At 73.1% G+C, this 21109-nt stretch carries 19 protein-coding genes and 1 pseudogene; 4 read left to right on the top strand and 16 right to left on the bottom strand.

Annotated elements, in window-relative coordinates:
• Nucleotides 1–3: 3 nt before the first annotated feature.
• Genes MKW14_RS01025 through MKW14_RS01000 form a run of 6 tightly spaced genes read right to left on the bottom strand, consistent with a single transcriptional unit; the run spans nucleotide 4 to nucleotide 6692 of the window.
• Nucleotides 4–774, bottom strand: coding sequence for a GvpL/GvpF family gas vesicle protein (locus tag MKW14_RS01025; protein WP_240858167.1), 771 nt, complete (start codon nucleotides 772–774; stop codon nucleotides 4–6).
• On the bottom strand, nucleotides 771–1208 hold the full coding sequence (locus MKW14_RS01020; protein ID WP_240858166.1) for a gas vesicle structural protein GvpA: 438 nt from the start codon (nucleotides 1206–1208) through the stop codon (nucleotides 771–773). Before MKW14_RS01020 ends, MKW14_RS01025 begins: the two co-directional genes overlap by 4 nt.
• A gap of 52 nt (nucleotides 1209–1260) precedes the next feature.
• Nucleotides 1261–1617 carry a gas vesicle protein GvpO gene (locus MKW14_RS01015; protein WP_240858903.1) on the bottom strand — a complete coding sequence of 119 codons (357 nt, stop codon included), beginning with the start codon at nucleotides 1615–1617 and terminating at the stop codon, nucleotides 1261–1263.
• Nucleotides 1618–1663: 46 nt separating this feature from the next.
• Nucleotides 1664–2593: a non-homologous end-joining DNA ligase gene (gene ligD / locus MKW14_RS01010; RefSeq protein ID WP_240858165.1), complete on the bottom strand. Its 930-nt coding sequence runs from the start codon at nucleotides 2591–2593 to the stop codon at nucleotides 1664–1666.
• Nucleotides 2590–4437, bottom strand: a complete 1848-nt coding sequence (locus MKW14_RS01005) for a transketolase (RefSeq protein WP_240858164.1) — start codon at nucleotides 4435–4437, stop codon at nucleotides 2590–2592. The genes ligD and MKW14_RS01005 overlap by 4 nt, the downstream gene beginning before the upstream one ends.
• Complete coding sequence (locus MKW14_RS01000) at nucleotides 4434–6692, bottom strand: FAD-dependent oxidoreductase (RefSeq protein ID WP_240858163.1); 2259 nt, start codon at nucleotides 6690–6692, stop codon at nucleotides 4434–4436. The genes MKW14_RS01005 and MKW14_RS01000 overlap by 4 nt, the downstream gene beginning before the upstream one ends.
• 147 nt (nucleotides 6693–6839) lie before the next feature.
• Between MKW14_RS01000 and MKW14_RS00995 the strand changes: the two genes are divergently transcribed.
• Nucleotides 6840–7799 (top strand): LLM class F420-dependent oxidoreductase, encoded by a 960-nt coding sequence (locus MKW14_RS00995; protein WP_240858162.1) that lies wholly within the window; start codon nucleotides 6840–6842, stop codon nucleotides 7797–7799.
• A gap of 16 nt (nucleotides 7800–7815) precedes the next feature.
• Nucleotides 7816–8907, top strand: a complete 1092-nt coding sequence (locus tag MKW14_RS00990) for an enolase C-terminal domain-like protein (RefSeq protein ID WP_240858161.1) — start codon at nucleotides 7816–7818, stop codon at nucleotides 8905–8907.
• An 87-nt stretch (nucleotides 8908–8994) separates the two neighbouring features.
• On the opposite strand, the gene MKW14_RS00985 is transcribed toward MKW14_RS00990, so the two are convergent.
• Nucleotides 8995–10017: an SDR family oxidoreductase gene (locus tag MKW14_RS00985; RefSeq protein ID WP_374116528.1), complete on the bottom strand. Its 1023-nt coding sequence runs from the start codon at nucleotides 10015–10017 to the stop codon at nucleotides 8995–8997.
• Nucleotides 10018–10041: 24 nt separating this feature from the next.
• Nucleotides 10042–10587: a phage holin family protein gene (locus tag MKW14_RS00980; protein ID WP_240858159.1), complete on the bottom strand. Its 546-nt coding sequence runs from the start codon at nucleotides 10585–10587 to the stop codon at nucleotides 10042–10044.
• A gap of 124 nt (nucleotides 10588–10711) precedes the next feature.
• Here MKW14_RS00980 and MKW14_RS00975 point away from each other — a divergent pair, with 124 nt between their 5' ends.
• The gene (locus tag MKW14_RS00975; protein ID WP_240858158.1) at nucleotides 10712–11059 is read left to right on the top strand and encodes a VOC family protein; all 348 of its coding nucleotides are present in this window, start codon (nucleotides 10712–10714) and stop codon (nucleotides 11057–11059) included.
• A 23-nt stretch (nucleotides 11060–11082) separates the two neighbouring features.
• Here MKW14_RS00975 and MKW14_RS00970 read toward each other — a convergent pair.
• From MKW14_RS00970 to MKW14_RS00945, 6 genes and pseudogenes are all read right to left on the bottom strand, one after another.
• Nucleotides 11083–11742, bottom strand: a pseudogene (locus MKW14_RS00970) (DUF5107 domain-containing protein); the annotation flags it as partial.
• The gene (locus MKW14_RS00965; protein WP_240858157.1) at nucleotides 11634–12188 is read right to left on the bottom strand and encodes a GNAT family N-acetyltransferase; all 555 of its coding nucleotides are present in this window, start codon (nucleotides 12186–12188) and stop codon (nucleotides 11634–11636) included. The gene MKW14_RS00965 and the pseudogene MKW14_RS00970, both read right to left, overlap by 109 nt.
• A gap of 25 nt (nucleotides 12189–12213) precedes the next feature.
• Nucleotides 12214–13149, bottom strand: a complete 936-nt coding sequence (locus MKW14_RS00960) for a S66 peptidase family protein (protein ID WP_240858156.1) — start codon at nucleotides 13147–13149, stop codon at nucleotides 12214–12216.
• Entirely contained in the window at nucleotides 13146–15098 is a 1953-nt protein-coding gene (locus MKW14_RS00955) for a prolyl oligopeptidase family serine peptidase (RefSeq protein WP_240858155.1), read from the bottom strand. The genes MKW14_RS00960 and MKW14_RS00955 overlap by 4 nt, the downstream gene beginning before the upstream one ends.
• Before the next feature lie 18 nt (nucleotides 15099–15116).
• Nucleotides 15117–16421, bottom strand: coding sequence for a M20/M25/M40 family metallo-hydrolase (locus MKW14_RS00950; RefSeq protein WP_240858154.1), 1305 nt, complete (start codon nucleotides 16419–16421; stop codon nucleotides 15117–15119).
• Nucleotides 16414–17247 (bottom strand): M55 family metallopeptidase, encoded by an 834-nt coding sequence (locus MKW14_RS00945; protein ID WP_240858153.1) that lies wholly within the window; start codon nucleotides 17245–17247, stop codon nucleotides 16414–16416. Before MKW14_RS00945 ends, MKW14_RS00950 begins: the two co-directional genes overlap by 8 nt.
• An 85-nt stretch (nucleotides 17248–17332) precedes the next feature.
• Here MKW14_RS00945 and MKW14_RS00940 point away from each other — a divergent pair, with 85 nt between their 5' ends.
• A complete protein-coding gene (locus MKW14_RS00940; protein WP_240858152.1) occupies nucleotides 17333–17605 on the top strand; it encodes an acyl-CoA-like ligand-binding transcription factor in 273 nt (90 codons plus the stop codon).
• 46 nt (nucleotides 17606–17651) lie between these two features.
• Here MKW14_RS00940 and MKW14_RS00935 read toward each other — a convergent pair whose 3' ends face one another.
• Entirely contained in the window at nucleotides 17652–18377 is a 726-nt protein-coding gene (locus MKW14_RS00935; RefSeq protein ID WP_240858151.1) for a class I SAM-dependent methyltransferase, read from the bottom strand.
• Nucleotides 18378–18540: 163 nt separating this feature from the next.
• Nucleotides 18541–21066 (bottom strand): SpoIIE family protein phosphatase, encoded by a 2526-nt coding sequence (locus tag MKW14_RS00930; protein WP_240858149.1) that lies wholly within the window; start codon nucleotides 21064–21066, stop codon nucleotides 18541–18543.
• Nucleotides 21067–21109 lie beyond the last annotated feature (43 nt).

Below are 21109 nucleotides of genomic sequence, written 5' to 3'. Positions count from 1 at the left end.
ACCTCACTCCTGGGCGGCTCCCGGACCGGCCGCCGTGCCCGCGTGCTCGGCGGCGTCCGGTTCGACGAAGCTGTACGGCGGCAGCGGGCCGTTGACGCGCAGCTCGATGTGCGGATTGTTGCCGCGGACGTTCTCCACCTCGGTCAGGAACCGGTCGGCGGATTCGCGGTCCACCAGGAAGGAGACGTTGACCAGCCAGCCGGTGGACTCGGGGCCCAGGCTGACGTCCGAGGCGAAGGGTTCCAGGGCGCTGCGCACCACGGCCGCGTCCTCGCCCTCCCGGGCCTTGACGGCGGCGACCACCATCTCGCCGAGGCGCAGCCGGTCGTCGTAACTTCCGCCGCCGGCCTTGCGGTTGGCCTCGGTCATGGCGCGGATGTCCGGGTTCGCGGACATCACCAGGTGCAGGACGGCCTCTTCCTGGTGGGTGGCCTTGACGTTGTACTCGACCTTGCCCTCCAGCGCGCGCAGCCGCTCCTTGTAGTGGTCGGCGCGGTCGGTGAGGACACTGGTGACGGTGTCGTCGTCGGGGGCGACGCTGCCGAAGCGCATGGGCAGCACCACCCCTGCCGCGCCCGCCTCGGCGAGCACGGTCTGGTGGGCGAGCAGGTCCTTGCGCTTGGGCCGCAGCCCCTCGGGCGCGTCGCTGACGACGGCCGTCAGCTCACCCGCCTCGAGGATCCGTACCGGGCGAGGCGGGTCGCCCACACCGGCGAGGTCCTTCGGCAGCGCGGGGTGCGCGCTCGCGGTGATGCCGTAGACGTACGTGCTCACTCGTCGTCCTCCTTCCGGCGCGAGGAGGTGCTCTTGCGGGCGCGCGGCCGGGACTCGGTCTCCCGCTCGCGGCCCCCTTCGTCACGTGCCTGCTTGAAGGCGTCGGAGATGGTGTCGGCGGCCCCCGAGAGGGCGCCCTTGGACTTGCCGCGCGAGCCGGACTCGGTCACCTCGCCGACCAGGTCGGGCAGGCCGGGGCTCCTGTGCGGGCCCGCCTCGAGGTCGAGCCGGTTGCACGCCTCGGCGAAGCGCAGGTAGGTGTCGACGCTGGCCACGACGACCCGTACGTCGATCTTCAGGATCTCGATGCCGACCAGGGAGACTCGTACGAACGCGTCAATGACCAGACCCCTGTCGAGGACGAGTTCCAGAACGTCGTAGAGGCCGCTGGAACCGCCCCCACCGCCGGTCTGCTGTGCCGGGACAACGGTCATGCCGACCGCGCCTCCTTGTCTGTGGTTTCGAGTGTGTGAGCGGGTCGGCGGCCTAGCGGCCGCCCGACCTGTGTGCGTCGGCCCGCCCGCGTTCGTAGCGGCGGACGCGCCGGTAACCGGTCAACTGGCCGTCGGGGTCGAGGTCGACCTGATAGCTCGCCATCAGGCTCATCGTGTCCGGCACCCGGGCCAGTTCGAGGACCTCCACCTCGAGTGACCAGCCGTCCTCGGTCTGTTCGAACGACGAAACGCTCTCGGCGGCCATCCCGGTCAGCTCCGCGAGCTGCGTACGCGCTTCGCGCAGCACCTGCATGGGACCTGGCCGCTTGCTCGCCCCGCCATTCCCTTTGTCCGAATTCTGTGACTTCTGTGAATTCTGGGGTTCTTGTGAGTCTTTTGTGTCAGACATGGCCACCTCTTGTTTGCGGGTGGCCGCAATATCAGGGGCCAAACCTTCAGGCACCACGCAACGCGTCCAACCTGCGCCGGGCCGGTCCCAGCGCCCGCGACCTGCGGTTGATCCCGGCCCAGGGATCGCGGCGGACCTGGTCGAGGGCGTCGGCGATGGTCCAGCGGCGGGCGGTCAGGTCCGGGTCGTCCAGCTGGCTCCAGTCGATGGGGGTCGCCACGGGCGCGCCGGGCCGGGCGCGGACGGTGAGGGGGGCGACGGCGGTCTGGGCGTAGGCGTTGCGGCCCACGTCCAGGTAGAGGCGGTCGCCGCGGTCCTTCTTGCGGGCGGCGGTGGTGAGCCGGTCGGGATGGGCGCCGGCCAGGGTGTCGGCGGCGTCGCGGGCGAACGCGCGGACCTCGTCGAAGTCGTGCCGGCCGTCGAGGGGCACCACCACGTGCAGTCCGCGCGAGCCGGTCGTCATCAGCGCCGAGGGGAGTCCCAGCTCGTCGAGGAGTTCGCCGAGCAGCGAGGCGGCCTCCCGCACCGCCGCGAAGTCGTCGCCGGCCGGATCGAGGTCGAAGACCATCCGGTCGGGCCGCTCCACGCTGCCCACCCGCGACAGCCAGCGGTGCAGGGTGATCGAGGCCTGGTCGGCGAGGTAGACGAGGGTGGCGGAGTCGTCGCACACCGTGTGGCAGACGGTCCCGCCCTCCTTGGCCAGCTCGACGCGGGTGATCCACTCCGGGTAGTTCTCCGGGGTGTTCTTCTGCATGAACCGCGGACCGTCGACGCCGTCCGGATGCCGTTCCAGCATCAGCGGACGGCCCCGCAGGTGCGGCAGCAGGAACGGGGCGGCCGAGCGGTAGTAGTCGACCAGGTCGCCCTTGGTGTACTCCTTCGCCCCGCCGTCCCCCGGGAAGAGCACCTTGTCCGCCCGGTGCACCTCCACCCTGCGGCGCCCGGCCCGTACGGTCCGTACGCCGTCGTCGCTCACGGTACGACCGCCTCCTCCACCAGAAGTTTCCCGGCGGCCGCGATGGCCTCGGCGTCGATGCCGGCGACGTGCAGCTGCTCCTCGGGCGAGCCGGAGCCCGGCATGTCGCGCACCGCGAGGCGCACCAGGCGCGGCACGGGCCGGCCGTCGAGGAAGGCGTCCAGGACGGCGTCGCCGATGCCGCCCTCCTCGTGGTGGTCCTCGACGGTCACCAGGCAGCCGGTGTCCTCGGCGGCCTGCCGCAGGGTGCGCCGGTCGACCGGCTTGACCGAGTACAGGTCGACGACCCGGGCCCGGATGCCGTCCCCCTCCAGGGCGTCGGCGGCCGTCAGCGCCTCCTGGACGGTGACCCCGGCCGCGACGATCGTCAGCCGGTCCCGGTCCGAGGAGCGCAGCACCTTGCTGCCGCCGATCGGGAACTCCTCGTCGGGTCCGTAGATCACCGGGCTCTCGCCGCGCGAGGTGCGCAGATAGCGGACGCCGTCGAGGCCGGCCATGGCGGCGACCAGCTGCGCGGTCTGGTTGGCGTCGCACGGGTACAGCACGGTCGAGCCGTAGACCGACCGCATCATCGCCAGGTCCTCCAGGCCCATCTGGGAGGGCCCGTCCTGTCCGATCGCGGTACCCGCGTGCGAGCCGACGAGGTTGATGCCGGCGCCGCTGATCGACGCCATCCGCACGAAGTCGTACGCGCGTGTCAGGAACGCCGCGAACGTGGAGGCGTACGGCACCCAGCCGCGCGAGGCCAGCCCCACGGCGGCGGCGACCATCTGCTGCTCGGCGATGTAGCACTCGACGTAGCGGTCGGGGTACTCCTTGGCGAAGAACTCGGCCCTCGTGGAGTCGCCGACCTCGCCGTCGAGGGCGACGACGTCCCCGCGTCCGCCGCCGAGGGCGGCCAGCGCCTGCCCGAAGGCGTTGCGGGTGGCGATCTCGTCCCCGACGTCCCAGCGGGGCAGCTCCAGGATTCCGGCGGGCACGGAGTGCAGCATGCGGGCGGCGGGCGGTTCGTTCACCCGGACGCGGATGTCGCGCGGACCGCCGAGTTCCGCGATCGCCTCCTCGGCCTCCGGCAGCGGCTTGCCGTGCAGGCCCTCGCGGTCCTGGACGGACTCGACGCCCTTGCCCTTGAGGGTGCGCGCGAGGATCGCCGTGGGCTGCCCGGACGTCGAGACCGCCTCGCCGTAGGCCCGGTCGACGGCGTCGACGTCATGGCCGTCCACCTCGACGGTGTGCCAGCCGAACGCCTGGAAGCGGCGGGCGTAGGCGTCGAGGTCGTGTCCGTGCCGGGTGGGGCCGCGCTGGCCCAGCCGGTTCACGTCGACGATCGCGGTGAGGTTGTCGAGGTTCTCGTACGCCGCCTGCTCGGCGGCCTCCCACACCGACCCCTCGGCCAGCTCGCTGTCCCCGCACAGCACCCACACGCGGTAACCGGTGCGGTCCAGGCGCTTGCCGGCCAGCGCGATGCCGACACCGACGGGCAGGCCCTGGCCGAGCGAGCCGGTTGCGGTCTCGACCCACGGCAGCCGGCGCGGCGTGGGGTGGCCCTCGAGACGGCTGCCGTGCTTGCGGAAGGTGAGCAGCTCCTCGTCGTCGACGGCGCCGACCGCCTTGTAGACGGAGTACAGCAGGGGTGAGGCGTGGCCCTTGGACAGGACGAAGCGGTCGTTGGCGGGGTGGGCGGGGCGGTCGAAGTCGTACCGGAAGTGGTTCGCCATCAGCACGGCCATCAGGTCCGCGGCTGACATCGAGGACGTCGGATGCCCGGACCCCGCGGCGGCCGAGGCACGCACGCTGTCCACGCGCAACTGCTGGCCCAGCTCGACGAGTTCGGCGGTGTTCATGAGTCTCCTTCCACGGAGGCGTCGGAACGCTTGACGGTCCCCGGACCCTGCTCCGGCTCCCCACCGTGAGCCCCCGCGACCGCCCCGGACACCGACACCCCGTCGGCGCCGGCACCGGATCCGGGGCGCCCCAGACCCTGAGCGGGTCCGGGACTGCCGGGTTGCCCCGTGGCAGGTTCGGGCCCGGGTTGATTCTTGGCGGGTTCACCACGCGGCTGGTTCTTGGCGGGCTCGCCACCCGGCTGATTCTTGGCCGGTTCACCACCCGGCTGATCGGTGGCCGGCTCACCGCCCGGCTGATTCGTGGCGGGCTCACCGCCCGGCTGGTTCTTCCCCGGCTCGGGGGCGCCTGGCCGTCCCTTGGCTGGTTCGGGGCCCGGCTGCTTCGCGGCGGGCTCACCGCCCGGCTGCCCCTTGGCCGGTTCACCGCCCGGCTGATTCTTGGCCGGCCCGGGGGCGCCTGACAGCCCCCTGGCGGGCTCACCGCCCGGCTGCCCCTTGGCCGGCCCGGGGGCGTCCGGCTGCCCCCTGGCGGGTTCGGGGCCTGACTGCTTCGTGGCGGGCCCACCGCCCAGCTGGTTCGTGTCGGGCTCACCGCCCGGCTGGTTCTTCCCCGGCTCGGGGGCGCCTGGCTGTCCCTTGGCGGGTTCGGGGCCCGGCTGCTTCGCGGCGGGCTCACCGCCCAGCTGGTTCGTGTCGGGCTCACCGCCCGGCTGGTTCTTCCCCGGCTCGGGGGCGCCTGGCTGTCCCTTGGCGGGTTCGGGGCCCGGCTGCTTCGCGGCGGGCTCACCGCCCGGCTGGTTCTTGGCCGGTTCACCGCCCGGCTGGTTCTTCCCCGGCTCGGGGGCGTCCGGCTGTCCCTTGGTGGGTTCGGGGGCCGGAGTGGTGGTGGTGTCCTCGGCTGTTGCCGCGCCCGGGCCGGAGCGGGCTGCGGTGTCGTGGGGTTCCGGGCGGCCCGCCACTCGGGCCACTTCCGGGGACGCGGTGTCCAGGGGGACCGACCAGGAGCGTACGAGGCCCAACTGGACGGCCTGGCGCGGCAGTACGGCGTCCAGGAACCAGTCGGCGGCGACCCGGACGCGGTTGCCGGGCATCGCCGCGAGGTGGTACCCGCGGGTGACCGCCCCCGCGAGCGGCCCGGACAGATGGACGCCGAGCGGATTGGCGGCGGCCTTCACCCCGCCGAGGTCCACGACGAAGCCCAGGTCGCGGTGGCGGTAGGCGTGCCGCTCGCCGTGGCCCAGTGACGCGGCAACGTTGCGCCCGGCCACCTTGCCCTGCCGCCAGGCGTGCTGCGCGGTCATCGGCGTGTACTGGCCGGGGTTCTCCAGGTCGGGCACGGCCGCCGCGTCCCCGGCCGCGAACAGCTCGGGCCGGCCCGGCACCCGCAGGTGCGGGTCGACGAGCAGCCGGCCGCGTTCCATGGGCAACCCCAGCGAGTCGGCGAGGGGATCCGGCCGTACGCCCACGCACCACACCAGCGAGCGCGTCGGCACGAACTCCCCGTCCGTCAGCAGGACTCCGTCGTGCGTGGCCTCCTTCACGGAGGTGCCCATGCGCACGTCCACGCCCCGCTCGCGCAGCACCGAGTCGGCGGTGCGGGAGAGACGCTCGTCGAGTTCCGGCAGCACCCGCTTCGCGATGTCGAGGAGCAGCCAGCGCGGCCGTATCCCCTTGCGCAAGGGGTGTTTGCGGACCTGCGCGTCGGTGAACAGCTTGCCCTGCGCGGCGACCTCGGTGCCGGTGTAGCCCGCGCCGACGACCACGAAGGTGCAACGCGCGGCGCAGGTCCTCGGGTCGCCCTCGGACGCGGCGAGCTCCACCTGCCGGGTCACGTGGTCGCGCAGGTACAGCGCCTCCGGCAGCCCGCGGAAGCCGTGCGCGTGCTCGGCCACGCCCGGGATCGGCAGCAGCTTGTTGACGCTGCCGGCGGCGAGCACCAGCCGGTCGTAGCTCAGGGTTCCGCCCTCGCCCTCGGGTCCCGTGTAGTGCACGGTCCGCCCGTCGAGGTCGATCCCGTCGGCCTCGCCGAGCACCAGCCGGACGTACGGCAGGGTGCCGGAGAGGGAGACCGTCACCCGGCGCGGCTCCAGGATCCCGGCGGCGACCTGGGGCAGCAGGGGCAGGTACAGGAAGTAGTCGGTCGGGTTCAGCAGGGTGACGTCGGCGTTGTGCCGCATCTGCCGGGACAGGGTGCGGGCCGTCCGGTAGCCGGCGAAGCCGGCGCCGACGATCACGATGCGGGGTCGAGCCACGGTTCGCCTCCGGCGCTGTCGCGTGCGTCGTACGGAGACTTCCGCGTCCCCCTGGTCAGGGCCGCCAAACGTGCGCCGGTTTCCCCCCGGGCCGCCGGGTACCCGGTCCGGGACACCAACCGCCGACGTCGCGGAGGCAACACCCCCATGCCCGAGTACGGTTACTTCCTCTCGTGCGAGCAGTACGGTCCCGCCGAGCTGATCGAGCAGGCGCGGATGGCCGAACAGGCCGGGTTCCAGGCGCTGTGGATCTCGGACCACTACCACCCCTGGAACGACGAGCAGGGCCAGAGCCCGTTCGTCTGGTCGGTCATCGGCGCACTGTCCGAGGCCGTGTCGCTGCCGGTCGAGACGGCCGTGACCTGCCCGACCGTGCGGATGCACCCGGCGGTGGTGGCGCAGGCCGCGGCGACCAGCGCGGTGATGACCGACGGCGCCTTCCGGCTGGGCCTCGGCTCGGGCGAGGCGCTCAACGAGCACATCCTCGGCGACCACTGGCCGCCCGCCCATGTGCGCCTGGAGATGCTGGAGGAGGCGATCCAGGTGATGCGCCGGCTGTTCACCGGCGAGGAGGTCAACCACCACGGCCCGCACTACACGGTGGAGAACGCCCGCCTCTACACCGTCCCCGACCAGCCCGTGCCCATCGACATATCCGGCTTCGGACCGGCCGCCACCCAGCTGGCGTCCCGGATCGGCGACGGCTACATCACGATGATGCCGGACGCCTCCATGGTGGAGCGGTACCGCAAGGGCGGGGGCGGCGGGAAACTGGTCAGCGGCGGCACCAAGGTCTGCTACGACCTCGACAGGGACGAGGCGGTACGGACCGTGCACCGGCTGTGGGCCAACGAGCAGCTGCCCGGCGAGCTGAGCCAGGTGCTGCCCTCCCCCAGGCACTTCGAGCAGGCGCAGCAGTTGGTCACCGAGGACATGGTGCGCGAGAACCGGGTGTGCGGCGACGACGTCGACGAGCACGTCGCCGAACTGCGGCAGTTCGCCGACGCGGGCTTCGACCGCGTCTACGTCAACCAGATCGGCCCCGACCTGCGCGGCTTCTTCGACTTCTACCGTACGAAGGTGCTGCCGCAGCTCCAGCAGTCCTGACCCGGGGGAAGCGGCGATGAAACTCCACCGACCCGTCGTCTCCGTCTACACGGTGCCGACCGACGCGCCCGAGGCCGACGGCACGATGGCCTGGGACTCCACGACCATGGTGATCGCCGAGGTGAGCGCGGGCGACGCGACCGGCACGGGCTGGACGTACGGCCCGCCGGCGGTCGGGGACTTCCTGCGCGACAGTCTGGCCTCCCTGGTCGAGGGACGGGACCCGTTCGACATCCCCGCCCTGCACGACGCGATGTGCCGTTCGGTGCGCAACGCGGGCCGGCAGGGCATCGCGGGGTGCGCCATCTCGGCGCTCGACATCGCCCTGTGGGACCTCAAGGCCCGCCTCCTGGAACTCCCCCTCGCCCGCGTCCTCGGCGTCTGCCACGAGCGGGTCCCGGTCTACGGCAGCGGCGGGTTCACCACGTACCACGACACGCATCTCGCGGCGCAGCTCGGCGGCTGGGTGCACGGGCAGCAGATCCCCCGCGTCAAGATCAAGATCGGGGAGAGCTGGGGGCGGGCGGTCCCGCGCGACCTGGCCCGCGTCCAGGCCGCCCGCCACATCGTCGGCGACGAGGCCGAGCTGTACGTCGACGCCAACGGCGCCTACACCCGCAAACAGGCGGTACGGGTCGGCCACGCGCTCGCCGAGCACGGGGTGGGCTGGTTCGAGGAACCGGTCTCCTCGGACGACCTGACGGGTCTGCGGCTGGTCCGGGACGCGCTGGTCGTCGACGTGACGGCGGGCGAGTACGGCTACGACCTGCAGTACTTCGCCCGGATGATCGCGGCCGGCGCCGTCGACTGTCTGCAGATCGACGCCACGCGCTGCGGCGGCATCACCGAGTTCCTGCGCGCCGCCGCCCTGGCCCAGTCCCACGGGCTGGAGGTCTCCACCCACTGCGCCCCGCACGCCCACGCCGCGGCGGCCGCCTCGCTGCCCAACATCCGGCACATGGAGTGGTTCCACGACCACGTCCGCATCGAGGACATGTTCTTCGACGGCGCCCTGGACCCGACGGGCGGAACGGTGCGGCCGCTGTGCGGGGTCGGCCACGGTCTGACGCTGCGTACGGAGGAAGTGGAGGACTACAGGGTGGGCTGAGCCGCCCGGCCCAGCCCACCCTGTAGTTGCTGGTGCTCCCGTGTTCAGCCTGTAGTTGCTGGTGCTTCCGTGTTCAGTGGCCGCCGTTCAGTGGCCGCCGCGACGGCGCAGCCCGGTGGTCACCGCGGCGCCCAGGCCCGCGACGACCAGTCCGGCGCCCATCCGCGACCGGTTGCGGGAGACCCAGTCCTGCGGGCTGTCGTCGACCGCCTCGTCGTCGAAGCGCCCGTGCGCCCCGAAGTCCCGCCCCTGCGCGCCGTCCACCGGCGCCCACAGGTTGCTCGGCCCGTCGTGCTCGCCCTTCTCCTGCTGGGAGTCGAACGCCGTCCGCGCCAGATAGCGGTCCAGGATCCCGGGCGCCACCGCGTTGGCGAGCAGGGTGGCCACCGTGGATCCGCCGACCCAGTACTCGCGCCGCCGTCCGTGCGAGGCCGCGTGCAGGATCGCCCGCGCCGCCACCTCCGGCTGGTACACCGGCGCGACGGGCCGGGCCCTGCCGGGCATCCGGTTCAGCACCCAGTCGAACTGCGGGGTGTTGAGCCCGGGCATCTGCACCATCGTGGTGCGGACGCCGGCGCCGCTGTGCAGCAGTTCGCAGCGCAGCGACTCGTTGAACCCCTGGATGGCGTGCTTGGCCCCGCAGTACGCCGACTGCAGCGGAATCCCGCGGTAGGCGAGCGCGGAACCGACCTGCACGATGGTGCCCCGGTCCCGCGGCAGCATGTGCCGCAGCGCGGCCCGCGTGCCGAACACGTAACCCAGGTACGTCACTTCGGTCACCCGGCGGAACTCGTCCGCCGTGATCTCGGTGACCGGCGCGAACACCCCGGTGAACGCGTTGTTGACCCAGACGTCGATGTGTCCGAACATGTCGACGACCTGCTGGGCCGCGTCGTCGACGGCCTTCGCGTCGGACATGTCCACGGGCACGACCAGGGCCTCGCCCCCATCACGCCGCACGTCGTCGGCGGCCGCGGCCAGGCCCTCGCGTCCCCGGGCCAGCAGGGCGACCCGGTCGCCCTTCGCGCCGAAGGCCACCGCCGTGGCCCGGCCCACACCGCCGCTGGCCCCGGTCACGACGACGGTCCTGCTCTCGCCCGGCACCGGCACTCCCCAACGCCTACGCACCACGCATCACGCCCGGTGGTGCGGCAGCTCGGGGTCGATGTCGTCCTGACGCGGCGCCGGGGGGCCCATGCCGGTCCCGGGTTCGCCCACGACGGGGGCGCCGGCCGCGCCGGCGGCTCCGCCGGGTGCGACGGGCGGCATCGGCGGAACGGGCGCTCCGCCCCCGGTCGGCGGGGTGACGGGCGCCGGCGCGCCAAAGGCCCGGTCGCCCTGGGTGGCGGCCGCCAGTTCGGCCTCGCGCTCCGGCGTCGGCCGGGAGCCGGACGGGTGGGCCATGCCGCGCAGGACGTAGGCCACGACGCCCAGGACGGCCGCGGTGATCAGCGCGGCGGCCCAGTCGGGCAGACCGATCGCGAGGGCCAGGCCCACCGCGAGGGCGACGGCCGCGCCCGCGTACAGGGCGACGGCTCCGGACGCGGCGTACAGCATGGCCGTACGGCGCTGCTTGCGAGTCTGTTCGCGCAGTTCGTCACGCACCGTCTCGCGTGCCACCTGCGCCAGCTCGTCGACCAGGTGCTTGTCCAGATGCTCCAGATGATCCAAGCCTTCCATGGCCGCCGAGTACCCGTACGGACGTACGCATAACGCCCGGCCGGGGCCGGCGGCGCGCGTCGGCCACGCCGGTGATCAGGGGAACGGATCACCTCCTCCCCTCGCCCCAACTAGGCTCGTGCGCATGGACATTCTGGGAGCCACGCTGCGGATCTGCGTCGACGACCTGGAGACGGCGGTGCCGTTCTACGAGCGGCTCGCGGGCAGCAGAGCCCTCCGTTTCGAACGCGGTGGCGTGCGGGCGGCCGCGGTCGGCTGCTTCCTGCTGATGAGCGGGCCCGAGTCCGAGCTGGAGGCGCTGCGCAAGGTCGCCGCGACGATCGCCGTCAAGGACGTCGAGGAGGCCCACCGGGTGCTGACGGAGCTGGGCGCCCACATCGTCGCGGGCCCGGTGACGACCCCGGGGGGCCGCAACCTGATCGCGATGCACCCGGACGGCACGGTGTACGAGTACGTGGACCGCAACGCGTAGCCCACGACCCCGGTCCCGGGGTCTCAGCTCTCCGTCGGCCGCGTCCGGAAGGCGTAGTGCGCGGGCAGCGGCTCGTCGGTCAGCCGCGCCCGCAGACGGCCGATCGTCTCCGCGCCCTCGCGCAGGTCGGCGATCTCGAAGCCGGCCCGGAAGACGTCCTGCGCCTCCTCAAGGCGCCCCTCCGCGAGCGGCATCCACGCCTCGGTCAGCCGGAACCGGCCACGCGCCCGTGTCGCCGGGTGCAGCCGGTCCCACACCGAGCGCGCCTTCGCGGTACGGCGCACGGCGAGCAGCCCGTCGATCGCCTCGCGGCCCAGCGCGGCCGTGACCGCGGTCCACGACGCGCCGTTGTCGCGCCGTTCGTGGCACAGGTCGTCGAAGGCCTCGGCGTACCGGTCGGCGGCCCGCTCGGGGTACCCGTCCTCCTGGTCGACGACGGCGAGGCAGCGCAGCAACGGCCGGAGCGAGGGGGCGAGTTCGAGGGCCCGCTCCCAGCTTGGCACGGCCTGCGCCCGGTCGCCGGCGTGCCACTGCGCGACGCCCAGGTGGTACTCGGTGAGCGGGAAGATCGACGTCAGGCCCGCATCTCGGCGGTGATCGCCCAGCGTTCGTGGTCGCGCCAGGAGCCGTCGATGTAGATCATCTTCGGGGAGAAGCCCTCGAGACGGAAGCCGCAGCTGCGGGCCAGGGCGATCGACCCGGCGTTCTGCGGCTGGGCGTTGATCTCCAGCCGGTGCAGTCGCATCGGGCCGAAGGCGTACCCGACGACGAGGTTCAGCCCCTCCCGCATCAGGCCCCGTCCGGCGGCGTGCGCGAAGGCGCCGTAGCCGAGCGCCCCGCACTGGAAGCCGCCCTGGACGATGTTGTTGATGTTGACGAACCCGGCGATCGCGCCGTCGCCGTGCTCGCCGTCCTTCTCGCAGACCAGGAACCCGGCCTTGGTCGGGTCCTCGATCAGCCGGCCCGCGTAGGCGGCGTACGCGTCCGGGCCGTCCGGCGGGAACAGCCAGGGGTGGTGCAGGTCCTTGCTCTCGCGCGCGCGGGCCGTGAACTCGGCCCCGTCCTCATAGGTGAAGTGACGTATCCCCACGCGGGGGCCTTCGGCGAGGTAGCGGGAAGCGTGTGGCATTCCGCCAGCCTACGGCGTGGGCGGCTCAGTCCAGGGCCGGTTCGGCCAGGGTCAGCGTGCCCGCGTCGGCGTCGAGCTCCGCGGCCACGCCGAAGGGAACGGTCAGCGCCCCTTCGCAGTGGCCGAACCCGAACTCGTCCGCGACCGGAACGCCGAGACCGCCGAGCCGGTCGACGAGCACCGCGCGCACCTCGTCGTAGGGCCCGCACCGCGTCCAGGACCCGAGCGCGACCCCGCGGATGCCGTCGAGCCAGCCGGCGCGCAGCAGCTGGGTGAGCATCCGGTCGATCCGGTACGGCGCCTCCCCGACGTCCTCGATCATCAGCAGCCCGCCCCGGGCGTCCGCACGCGCGTGGGGCGTGCCGAGGTCGGAGGCGAGCAGGCTCAGACAGCCGCCGAGGGTCACGCCCCGCGCCCGGCCCGGGACCAGGGCGGTGCCGCGGGAGGCGATCGTGGTGACCGTCTCCGGGGCGAAGAGCGTGGCCCTGAGGTGCTCCTGCGCCCGCGCGTTCTTGACGAAGTCGACGCCCGCGGCGGCCGGCCCGTGCAGGGTGACCAGGCCCAGCCGGGTGGCGAACGCCTGGTGCAGCGCCGTGATGTCGCTGAAGCCGACGAACACCTTCGGCCCGGCGGCCCGCATCGCCTCCCAGTCCAGCAGGTCGGCCGTGCGCTGGGCCCCGTACCCGCCCCGCGCGCACAGCACCGCGTCCACCGACGGGTCGCACCAGGCGTTCTGCAGATCGGCGGCCCGGTCCGCGTCCGTTCCCGCGAGATACCCCAACCGCCCGTGCCGGTCGAGGACATGGGGCGCCACGACCGGGTCGAGGTCCCAGCCGCGCAGCACGTCGAGCCCGGCCTGCACCCGCTCCTCCGGCACGGGCCCGGCGGGCGCCACGACGGCGACGCGGGCGCCGGGGGCGAGCCGGGGCGGGCGCCGGAGTTCTCGTACGGTTTCGCTCACTCGGACAGCTCCAGGGTCGCAGCGCCACTCGGGTCGAGTCCGAAGACCTGGGCGTAGAGGGAGAGTTCGGACTCCAGGACCCGGATCATGGTCTCGGCCCGGCGGAAGCCGTGCCCCTCCCCCGGGAAGGCGAGGTAGGCGTGCGGCACCCGCCGTCCCCGCATCCGCTCCAGGAACCGCTCGCACTGCGCGGGCGGGCAGATCACGTCGTCCAGGCCCTGCAGCAGCAGGAACGGCACGGCGATCCGGTCGGCGTGCTCCAGCGGCGAGCGCTCCGTGTACCGTCCCGGCACCTCGGCGCGCGGCCCGACCAGGGACTCCAGGTACTGCGACTCGAAGTCGTGGGTCTCCCCGTCGCCCCAGGAGGCGAGGTCGAGGACCGGGTAGAGGATCGTGCCGCAGGCGTAGACGTCGGTCTGGGCGAGCGAGGAGGCCGCGGTCCAGCCGCCCGCGCTGCCGCCCCGGACGGCGAGCCGGTCGCGGTCGGCGGTGCCCTCGTCGGCGAGCGCGAGGGCGACGGCCGCGCAGTCCTCGACGTCGACCACGCCCCACTGCTCGCGCAGCCGGTCCCGGTAAGCGCGGCCGTGGCCGGTCGAGCCTCCGTAGTCGACCTCGGCGACGCCGATGCCCCGGGAGGTGAAGTAGGCGATCTCCAGGTCGAGCACGAGCGGTGCCCGGCTGGTGGGGCCGCCGTGCGCCCGCACGACGTAGGGCGGCAGCTCGTCGGCGGGCGGGACGCACCCCGGGTTGTGCGGCGGGTAGATGTGGGCGTGGATGTCGCGTCCGTCGGGTCCGGTGAAGGTGCGGATCTGCGGTTCGGGGTAGTGGGCGGGGTCCACGGCGTCCTGGTGCCCGGCGCCGATGACCCGCGCCCGGCCGGTGACGGCGTCCAGCTCGACCACCTCGTACCCGCTGCGCGGACTGGCGCCGACGCCGACGACCAGCTCGCCGTGCACCGCGAGCGTGGGGGAGAACTCCGTCCAGGGTCCGGCCGCGTCGACCACCTCGCCGGTCTCCGGATCCAGGATCCCCAGCGCGCCGGCGCCCCGGCCGTGCACGACGGCGATCAGCCCGCTCGCGAGCGGCGCGAACCAGCGGTTGCCGAGCTTCCACAGCGGCCCGCCGAACTCCTCCTCGCGCGGGCACAGGGGTACGTCGTCGCGGTAGAGGTTCCACCAGCCGGTGCGGTCGCTCGCGTACAGCAGGGAGCCGTCGGCCGCCCAGTCGGCCTGCGCGATCGACTCCTCGGGCCCGCCGGCGACCGTCCGCGGTCCGTGCAGGGTGCCGTCCTCGCCGACCCCGGCGACGATCAGCTCGGTGCCGTCCCAGGGCATGCGCGGGTGGTCCCAGGCGAGCCAGGCGGCGCTGCGTCCGTCGGGCGAGAGCCGCGGCCCGGTGACGAACCGGTGCCGCTCGCCGGTGAGTTCGCGCACGGCGCCCCGGTCCCGCGCGGCCGACCCGTCGAGCGGTACGGCGGCCAGGACGCGGCGCACGTCGGTGGGCCCGTCGCCGGTGAACTCCTCCAGTACGGCCCACACTTCACCGCGCTCCGGCAGCAACTGCGGCTCGGCCCAGCGCAGTCCGCCGCCGACGAGGGAGACGGGGGTCAACGGGCTTGGTTCGCCGCCGGGTTCGCAGCGGTAGAGCCGCTGGTCGGCGAAGTTCACGAACACCACGACGGGCCGGCCGTCCACCAGCGCGCCGGCCCAGGGGTGGCCGCCGTACTCGATGACGCGGCTGCGGACGTTCCACGGCGCGGGCAGGACGGACTCCTCCCGGCCCCCGACACGCCGCCGCACGAGGGTGCGCCGGCCGCCCTCGCCGGGTCTCGGCTCGGTCCACCACGCCTCGTCGCCGACGAAGCCGACGTACTCGGGGTGCCCGTCGTGCGCGGCGGCGAGGGCCGCGTCGATGGGTGAGGGCCAGGAGCCGTAGGGCAGGGTGTGCACGTTCTCCCCCAAGTCCGATCACGCCGTCCGCAGGAACCGGTCGAGTACCCGGACTCCGAAGTGCAGTGCCTCGACGGGGACGCGCTCGTCGACGCCGTGGAACATCGCCTGGTAGTCGTAGCCCTCGGGGAGCCTCAGCGGGGTGAAGCCGTAGCCGGTGATGCCGAGGCGGGAGAACTCCTTGGCGTCGGTGCCGCCGGACATGCAGTACGGCACGACGTGCCCCTCGGGCGCGAACTCCTCGACGGCCGCCCGCATTTTCGCGTAGGTGGGCGTGTCCAGCGGAGCCTGGAGGGCGATCGACCGGTGGTGGAACTCCCAGTCGACGTCCGGCCCGGTGAGATGGTCGAGGGTGGCGCGGAACTCGTCCTCGGCGCCGAAGAGATACCGTCCGTCGACATACGCGACGGCCTCGCCCGGGATGACGTTGACCTTGTAACCGGCGTCCAGCATGGTCGGGTTGGCGCTGTTGCGGACGGTCGACTCCACCAGCCTGGCGGCGGGCCCGAGCTTCTCCAGCAGCCGGTCGACGTCCTCGTGGCCGTCCTCGATGCCGTAGAGCGCGGCGAGTTCGTCGAGGGCCGCGCGCACGGTCGGGGTCGGCCGCGTCGGCCACTCGTACTCGCCGATGCGGGTGATCGCGGCGGACAGCCGGGTGACCGCGTTCTCCCGGTTCACCTTGGAGCCGTGTCCGGCGCGTCCGCGCGCGGTGAGCTTCAGCCAGGCGGTGCCCCGTTCACCGGCCGCGATCGGGTAGATCTGCCGCCCGTCGCCGTCGTGGAAGGTGAACGCCCCCGACTCGCCGACGCCTTCGGTGCATCCCTCGAAGAGGCCCGCGTGCTTGTCGGCGAGGAAGGCCGAGCCGTCCCGGGCGCTGTCCTCCTCGTCGGCGATGAACGCGACCACGATGTCCCGCCGGGGTCGCACGCCGTTACGGGCCCAGTCCCGCACGATCGCGAGGATCATCGCGTCCATGTTCTTCATGTCGACGGCGCCGCGCCCCCACACGACCCCGTCGCGGACCTCCCCCGAGAAGGGATGCACGCTCCAGTCCGCGGCCCGGGCGGGTACGACGTCCAGATGACCGTGCACCAGCAGCGCGTCGGCGGACGGATCGGTCCCCTCGATGCGGGCGACGACGTTGGTCCGTCCCTTGGTCCGCTCCAGCAGCACCGGCTCCAGCCCGGCCCCGGCCAGTTGCTCGGCCGCGTACTCGGCGGCGGGCCGCTCCCGGCAGTCCCCGCCGCCCCTGTTGCTGGTGTCGATGCGGATGAGGTCGGAGGTGAACCGCACGACCTCGTCCAGTGCCCGTTCGTCAGCCATACTGCTCCTCCACGGCGGCCGAGACGATGGTGGTGACCGCCTTGAAGGTACGGATGCCCTCGTACATGGTCGCGTTGGTGTACGCCACCTTCCGCTCCCCGATCCGGTCCACGCCCGGCACGACGGTGGCGGCCATCGCGAGATGTTCGGCGTCGAACTCGACCGCGATCGTGAACGGGCCCACCTGCACCGGTTCCTGACGGACCGCCAGCCGTGCGGCCTCCTTGGCGGCGGCCCGGATGTCCGCGGCGGTCCTGGCCGGGGTGCGGCACACGGCCGCGTACCGCGAGACATGGTCCTTGACGGCGACCTTCAACGCCTCCGGCGCGTACCCGAGGGCGTCCTCGCAGGCCACGTCGTCACCGGTGACGAGGACGACCGGGACGCCGTACTCGGCGACGACGTGCGCGTTCAGCAGCCCCTCGCTGGCCCGGACGTCGTTCAGCCAGACGCCGGTGACGGAGTTGGCGAGATAGGTGTGCGCGAGCACCCCCTCCATCCCGGCGCCGGCGTGATAGCCCACGAAGGCGATCCCGTCCACGTCCCCGTGCTGCACACCCTCCACCATGGACAGCGACTTGTGCCGACCGGTGAGCATCTCGGCCCGCTCGTCGAGCTGTTCGAGCAGCAGATTGCGCATGGTCCAGTGGGCCTCGTTGACGAGCACCTCGTCCGCGCCGCCGTCGAAGAAGCCCAGCACCGCGGCGTTGACGTCCGAGGTGAACAGCGAACGGCACCGCTCCCACTGGGACGCTCCCGGCAGCACGTCGTCGGGCCACGTCACTCCCGTGGCCCCCTCCATGTCGGCGCTGATCAGGATCTTCATGGGGGGCCACGTTACGCGCCGGGAGGAGGAGAGGCTATGAACCCGGTCGCAGGGCGCGGTCGAACAGCTCCAGCAGCGCGGCCCAGTGCCGCTGGGTGGCCTCGGCGCGGTACATGGCCGTGTCGGGCTGGTGAAGCCGTGGCGGGCGCCCAGCTGGCGCCCGGCGCCGGCCGGGGCGCTCGCCGAGCGGGCGGGGGACGGGCGGCCGACTCTCGCGCAGTCGGTGCGGGCGGCCGCCGCCCTGGACTGTCTGAACGTCGCCCTGGACCACTGGCTGGCCTCGGACGGTCACCTCGACCTGGTGACCCTGCTGGACGAGGCCTTCGCGGCGCTGGGTCAACGGGTCACGACGGCATAGGGGCGGGCGCGCCGAAGGTCGCTCCCCGCCCCTGCCCAGCGCACCGTCAGCTCACGCGCCCCGCCACCAGCCACTTCGACGGCAGCTCGATGCGGGTACCGTCGGGGGCCGACTCCGTGGTGATCAGCGGCAGTCGGCCCGCCGCGAAGATCGTGAGGCCGGCCGCGCTCAGGTACTCGGGCACGGTGTCGTCGGCGACCTCGCCGGGGGCGATGCCGTGCCGGAAGATGGGCGCGAGCTTGGGCGGCGGCCCGGACGGGCCCTGCGCGAGGCCCATGAGGACGGGCTTGGCCTCCTCGGAGAGTTCGACCAGGAAGAGCCGGCCCCGCTCGCCGAGGAGCGTGGCGATGGAGTCCACCATCGGCTGCCGGTCGTCCCGTTCGGCCTGGTGGAGGACGCCCCGCATGTAGACGTTGGCGTCGCCGAGTTCGGCGTGCAGGGCCTGCGTCTCGCTCTTCTCCACGACGTCGAGCACCCGGTACCGCGCCTGCCCGGCGGGGTCCGCGTGCCGGGCGTGCTCGACGGCGGCCTCGGACAGGTCGGCGCCCACCACCCGCGGGAAGCGCCCGGCGAGGAACCGGGTCTGGGTGCCGTTGCCACAGCCGACGTCCACGAGCGCAAGACCGGGATCGGCCAGATGCGGTTCGAACAGGGCCACATGGACGCCGGCCGTCACGGCCGGATCCGCGTCCCAGAACACGGCCCCCTGTTCCTCGGGGGCTTCTCTCCAGAAGCCCTCCCAGGCCTCCCGGTACCGACTCGTCACGCTCATGCCGAACTCCCCAGGGTACGACGCCGAACCGCCTCAAGTGACGGGCCAGTACGGTCTATCGCGCCCGGATCGGCGCTACAAGCGCGTGGCGCATACCTTCACGCCGCATTCGATATGCGTACGCCCCCGCGTGCCTCGCGCGCCCCTCAGGCACGCCCGGTGCTCAGCGCCGCGGCAGGCCGAGTTCGAACCAGACGGTCTTGCCGTTCCTCGTCCGGCTGGTGCCCCATTCGCGGGCCAGGGTGGTGACCACCCTGAGTCCGCGCCCGAACGCCTCGGTGGGGCCGGCGCTCAGCAGGGTCGGCAGCTCGTGGTCGTCGTCGTCCACCTCGCACAGCAGGGTGTCGCCCCGCACCAGCCGCAGCTCGACGGGCCTGCTGTGGGAGTGCCGTACGGCGTTGGTGACCAGCTCACTGACCATCAGCCCGGCGTTGTCGGCGAGTTTCGGCAGCCCCCACTCGTGCAGCCGCTCCCGCACCGCGGCACGCGCGCGTGCCACCTCGGACGGGTCGAGGGGGAAGCGCCACTCGGCGACGTCGTCCTCGTCGATGCCGTTGAGCCGGGCCATCAGCAGGGCGACGTCGTCCTTGCGGCCGCCGCGGGTGTTGAGGGCGCGGATGATCGCGTCGCAGGCGTCGTCCATGGAGGCGGCCGGGTGGGCGGCGGACTCGCTGAGCGTGGCGAGGCCGACACCGATGTCCTCGCCGCGCACCTCGACCAGTCCGTCGGTGCACATCACGATCCGGTCGCCGGGTTCCACGCGCACGCGTACCGCCTCGAAGGGCACCCCGCCCACGCCGATGGGCGCGCCGGTCGGCAGGTCCAGCAGCTCGCTGCGACCGTCCCCGGCGCGGACCAGCACGGGCGGGATGTGGCCCGCGTTGGCGATGTGCAGTTCGCTCGCGATCGGGTCGTAGACGGCGTAGAGACAGGTCGCGAGGTAGGAGTCGCCGAGGCGCTGGGCGAGGTCGTCGAGGTTGCGCAGCAGTTGGGCGGGCGGCAGGTCGAGGGCGGCCATGGTCTGTACGGCCGTGCGCAACTGGCCCATCATGGCGGCCGAGTTGAGGCCGTGGCCCATGACGTCGCCGACGACCAGGGCGGTGCGGGCGCCGGGCAGCTTGACCGAGTCGAACCAGTCGCCGCCGACGCGCCCGAGGAGCGTGCCGGGCAGATAGCGGGTGGCGATGTCGCAGCCCGCCATGCGCGGCGGGATGTGCGGCAGCATGCTGTCCTGGAGGGTCTCGGCGACGCTCTCCTGGTAGGTGTACATGCGCGCGTTGTCGAGCACGAGGCCCGCGCGGGCGGCGAGTTCGGCGCCGGTGACCCGGTCCATGTCGTTGAACTCGGCGCGCTCCGGGTGGCGCAGCAGGATCATGAAGCCGAGGACGACGTTGCGCGCCTTGAGCGGGACGACCAGCATGGAGCGGTTGTTGATCAGCGGCCGGATGTCGCGCTTCTCGAACTGGGAGGCGATGGCGTGGCCCATCTGCTCGCTGATGCGGGGCACCAGGACGGGCTCGCCGGTGGTCATGCACTGGAAGAACGGCGTGTGCGCGGGGAAGGGCATGGCCTCGCCGACGGGGACGACGTCGTCCCAGCGGCCGGGTTCGTCGGTGTGCTCGACGGCCACCCGGTGCCACATGGTGGTGGTGTCGGGCACGCCCTCGGGGAAGCCCTCGCCCGCGACGACCTGTTCGCGCAGATAGGTGCCGGCGACGTCGGTGAAGCGGGGGACGACGGCCTTGCTGACCTCGATGATGGTCCGGGACAGGTCGAGGGAGGTGCCGATGCGTCCGCTGACCTCGTTGAGGAACTCCAGGTGCTCGCGGACGGCCGCGTACTCCAGGTCCTCGCCCTCGTCGGCGAGGTCCCCCGGTATCGGCAGGCCCTCGGCGGCGGCCTGTGCGGCCCGCTCGCGGCGGGCCCTGCGCTCGACGCGCCGGGGCACGCCCCAGTCGGGGGTGACGGGCACCCGGTCGTTCTGGCTGAACTCCAGGACCGGGTAGCCCAGTTCGAGCACCTGCGCGACGATGCGGGCGCTTTCGTCGACGCTCATGCTGGGCAGGATCTCGGGCAGCCTGCGGGCCAGTTCCTCGGCGCCGGGGAAGTCGGTGTGCAGGGCGAAGGCGGGGGCGATCCGCTCGAAGGCCATGTCGTCGGCCCCGTCGATCCCGTCGGACTCGTCCGGACGCAGTCCCGCCGTGTCGGCGGCCAGCACCAACAGCCGCTCCTCCCCCGGGCCCACCAGGGGGTACGCCCACCACAGCACGTCGACCCGGTCCCTCCCCCACCCTCCGGGCGGGGGGACCCCCATCTCGCTTCGCTCGGGAACGGTCAACCGCGCGCGGCCGGCCGCGGGGTAGGAGAGCCCGCCGTCGAGGGAGGACTCAAGGCCCGGTCCGAGGCCGTCGTAGGCGGAGTACCCCCCGTAGGACAGGACCTCGTCCTCTTCGGGCAGCACTCCGGACACGGGCAGCAGATCGACCGCCGGGCGGCCGATCGCCTCCTCCTTGGGGACTCCGAACAGCCGCCGTGCGCCCGTGCTCCAGTGGGAGACCAGGCCGGAGCGGTCCACCACGACCACGGCCAGCGGGATGCGGCCGGCCGGGGCGTGCTCCGCCGCGCCGTTCCCCGCTCCGTGGCTGGGAGGCGTGTCCCTCTCGGTGCCACGGTCGCTGCCATGTTCCATGGCCCAGGCCCTCTCTCCCCACGGCTCCGCAAGATCTGCCGCC

The organism is Streptomyces gilvus (assembly GCF_022513565.1).
Taxonomy (GTDB): Bacteria; Actinomycetota; Actinomycetes; order Streptomycetales; family Streptomycetaceae; genus Streptomyces; species Streptomyces gilvus.
Note: the sequence above shows the minus strand (reverse complement) of the source record. Positions and strands in the feature narration are given on the sequence as shown.

What these genes read in the sequence shown, in the direction of transcription:
- MKW14_RS01020 (WP_240858166.1), bottom strand. Translation starts at nt 1,208, where the DNA reads ATGACCGTTGTCCCGGCACAGCAGACCGGCGGTGGGGGCGGTTCCAGC.
- MKW14_RS01015 (WP_240858903.1), bottom strand. Translation starts at nt 1,617, where the DNA reads ATGTCTGACACAAAAGACTCACAAGAACCCCAGAATTCACAGAAGTCA.
- MKW14_RS01005 (WP_240858164.1), bottom strand. Translation starts at nt 4,437, where the DNA reads ATGAACACCGCCGAACTCGTCGAGCTGGGCCAGCAGTTGCGCGTGGAC.
- MKW14_RS00995 (WP_240858162.1), top strand. Translation starts at nt 6,840, where the DNA reads ATGCCCGAGTACGGTTACTTCCTCTCGTGCGAGCAGTACGGTCCCGCC.
- MKW14_RS00990 (WP_240858161.1), top strand. Translation starts at nt 7,816, where the DNA reads ATGAAACTCCACCGACCCGTCGTCTCCGTCTACACGGTGCCGACCGAC.
- MKW14_RS00980 (WP_240858159.1), bottom strand. Translation starts at nt 10,587, where the DNA reads ATGGAAGGCTTGGATCATCTGGAGCATCTGGACAAGCACCTGGTCGAC.
- MKW14_RS00975 (WP_240858158.1), top strand. Translation starts at nt 10,712, where the DNA reads ATGGACATTCTGGGAGCCACGCTGCGGATCTGCGTCGACGACCTGGAG.
- MKW14_RS00965 (WP_240858157.1), bottom strand. Translation starts at nt 12,188, where the DNA reads ATGCCACACGCTTCCCGCTACCTCGCCGAAGGCCCCCGCGTGGGGATA.
- MKW14_RS00950 (WP_240858154.1), bottom strand. Translation starts at nt 16,421, where the DNA reads ATGGCTGACGAACGGGCACTGGACGAGGTCGTGCGGTTCACCTCCGAC.
- MKW14_RS00945 (WP_240858153.1), bottom strand. Translation starts at nt 17,247, where the DNA reads ATGAAGATCCTGATCAGCGCCGACATGGAGGGGGCCACGGGAGTGACG.
- MKW14_RS00935 (WP_240858151.1), bottom strand. Translation starts at nt 18,377, where the DNA reads ATGAGCGTGACGAGTCGGTACCGGGAGGCCTGGGAGGGCTTCTGGAGA.
- MKW14_RS00930 (WP_240858149.1), bottom strand. Translation starts at nt 21,066, where the DNA reads ATGGAACATGGCAGCGACCGTGGCACCGAGAGGGACACGCCTCCCAGC.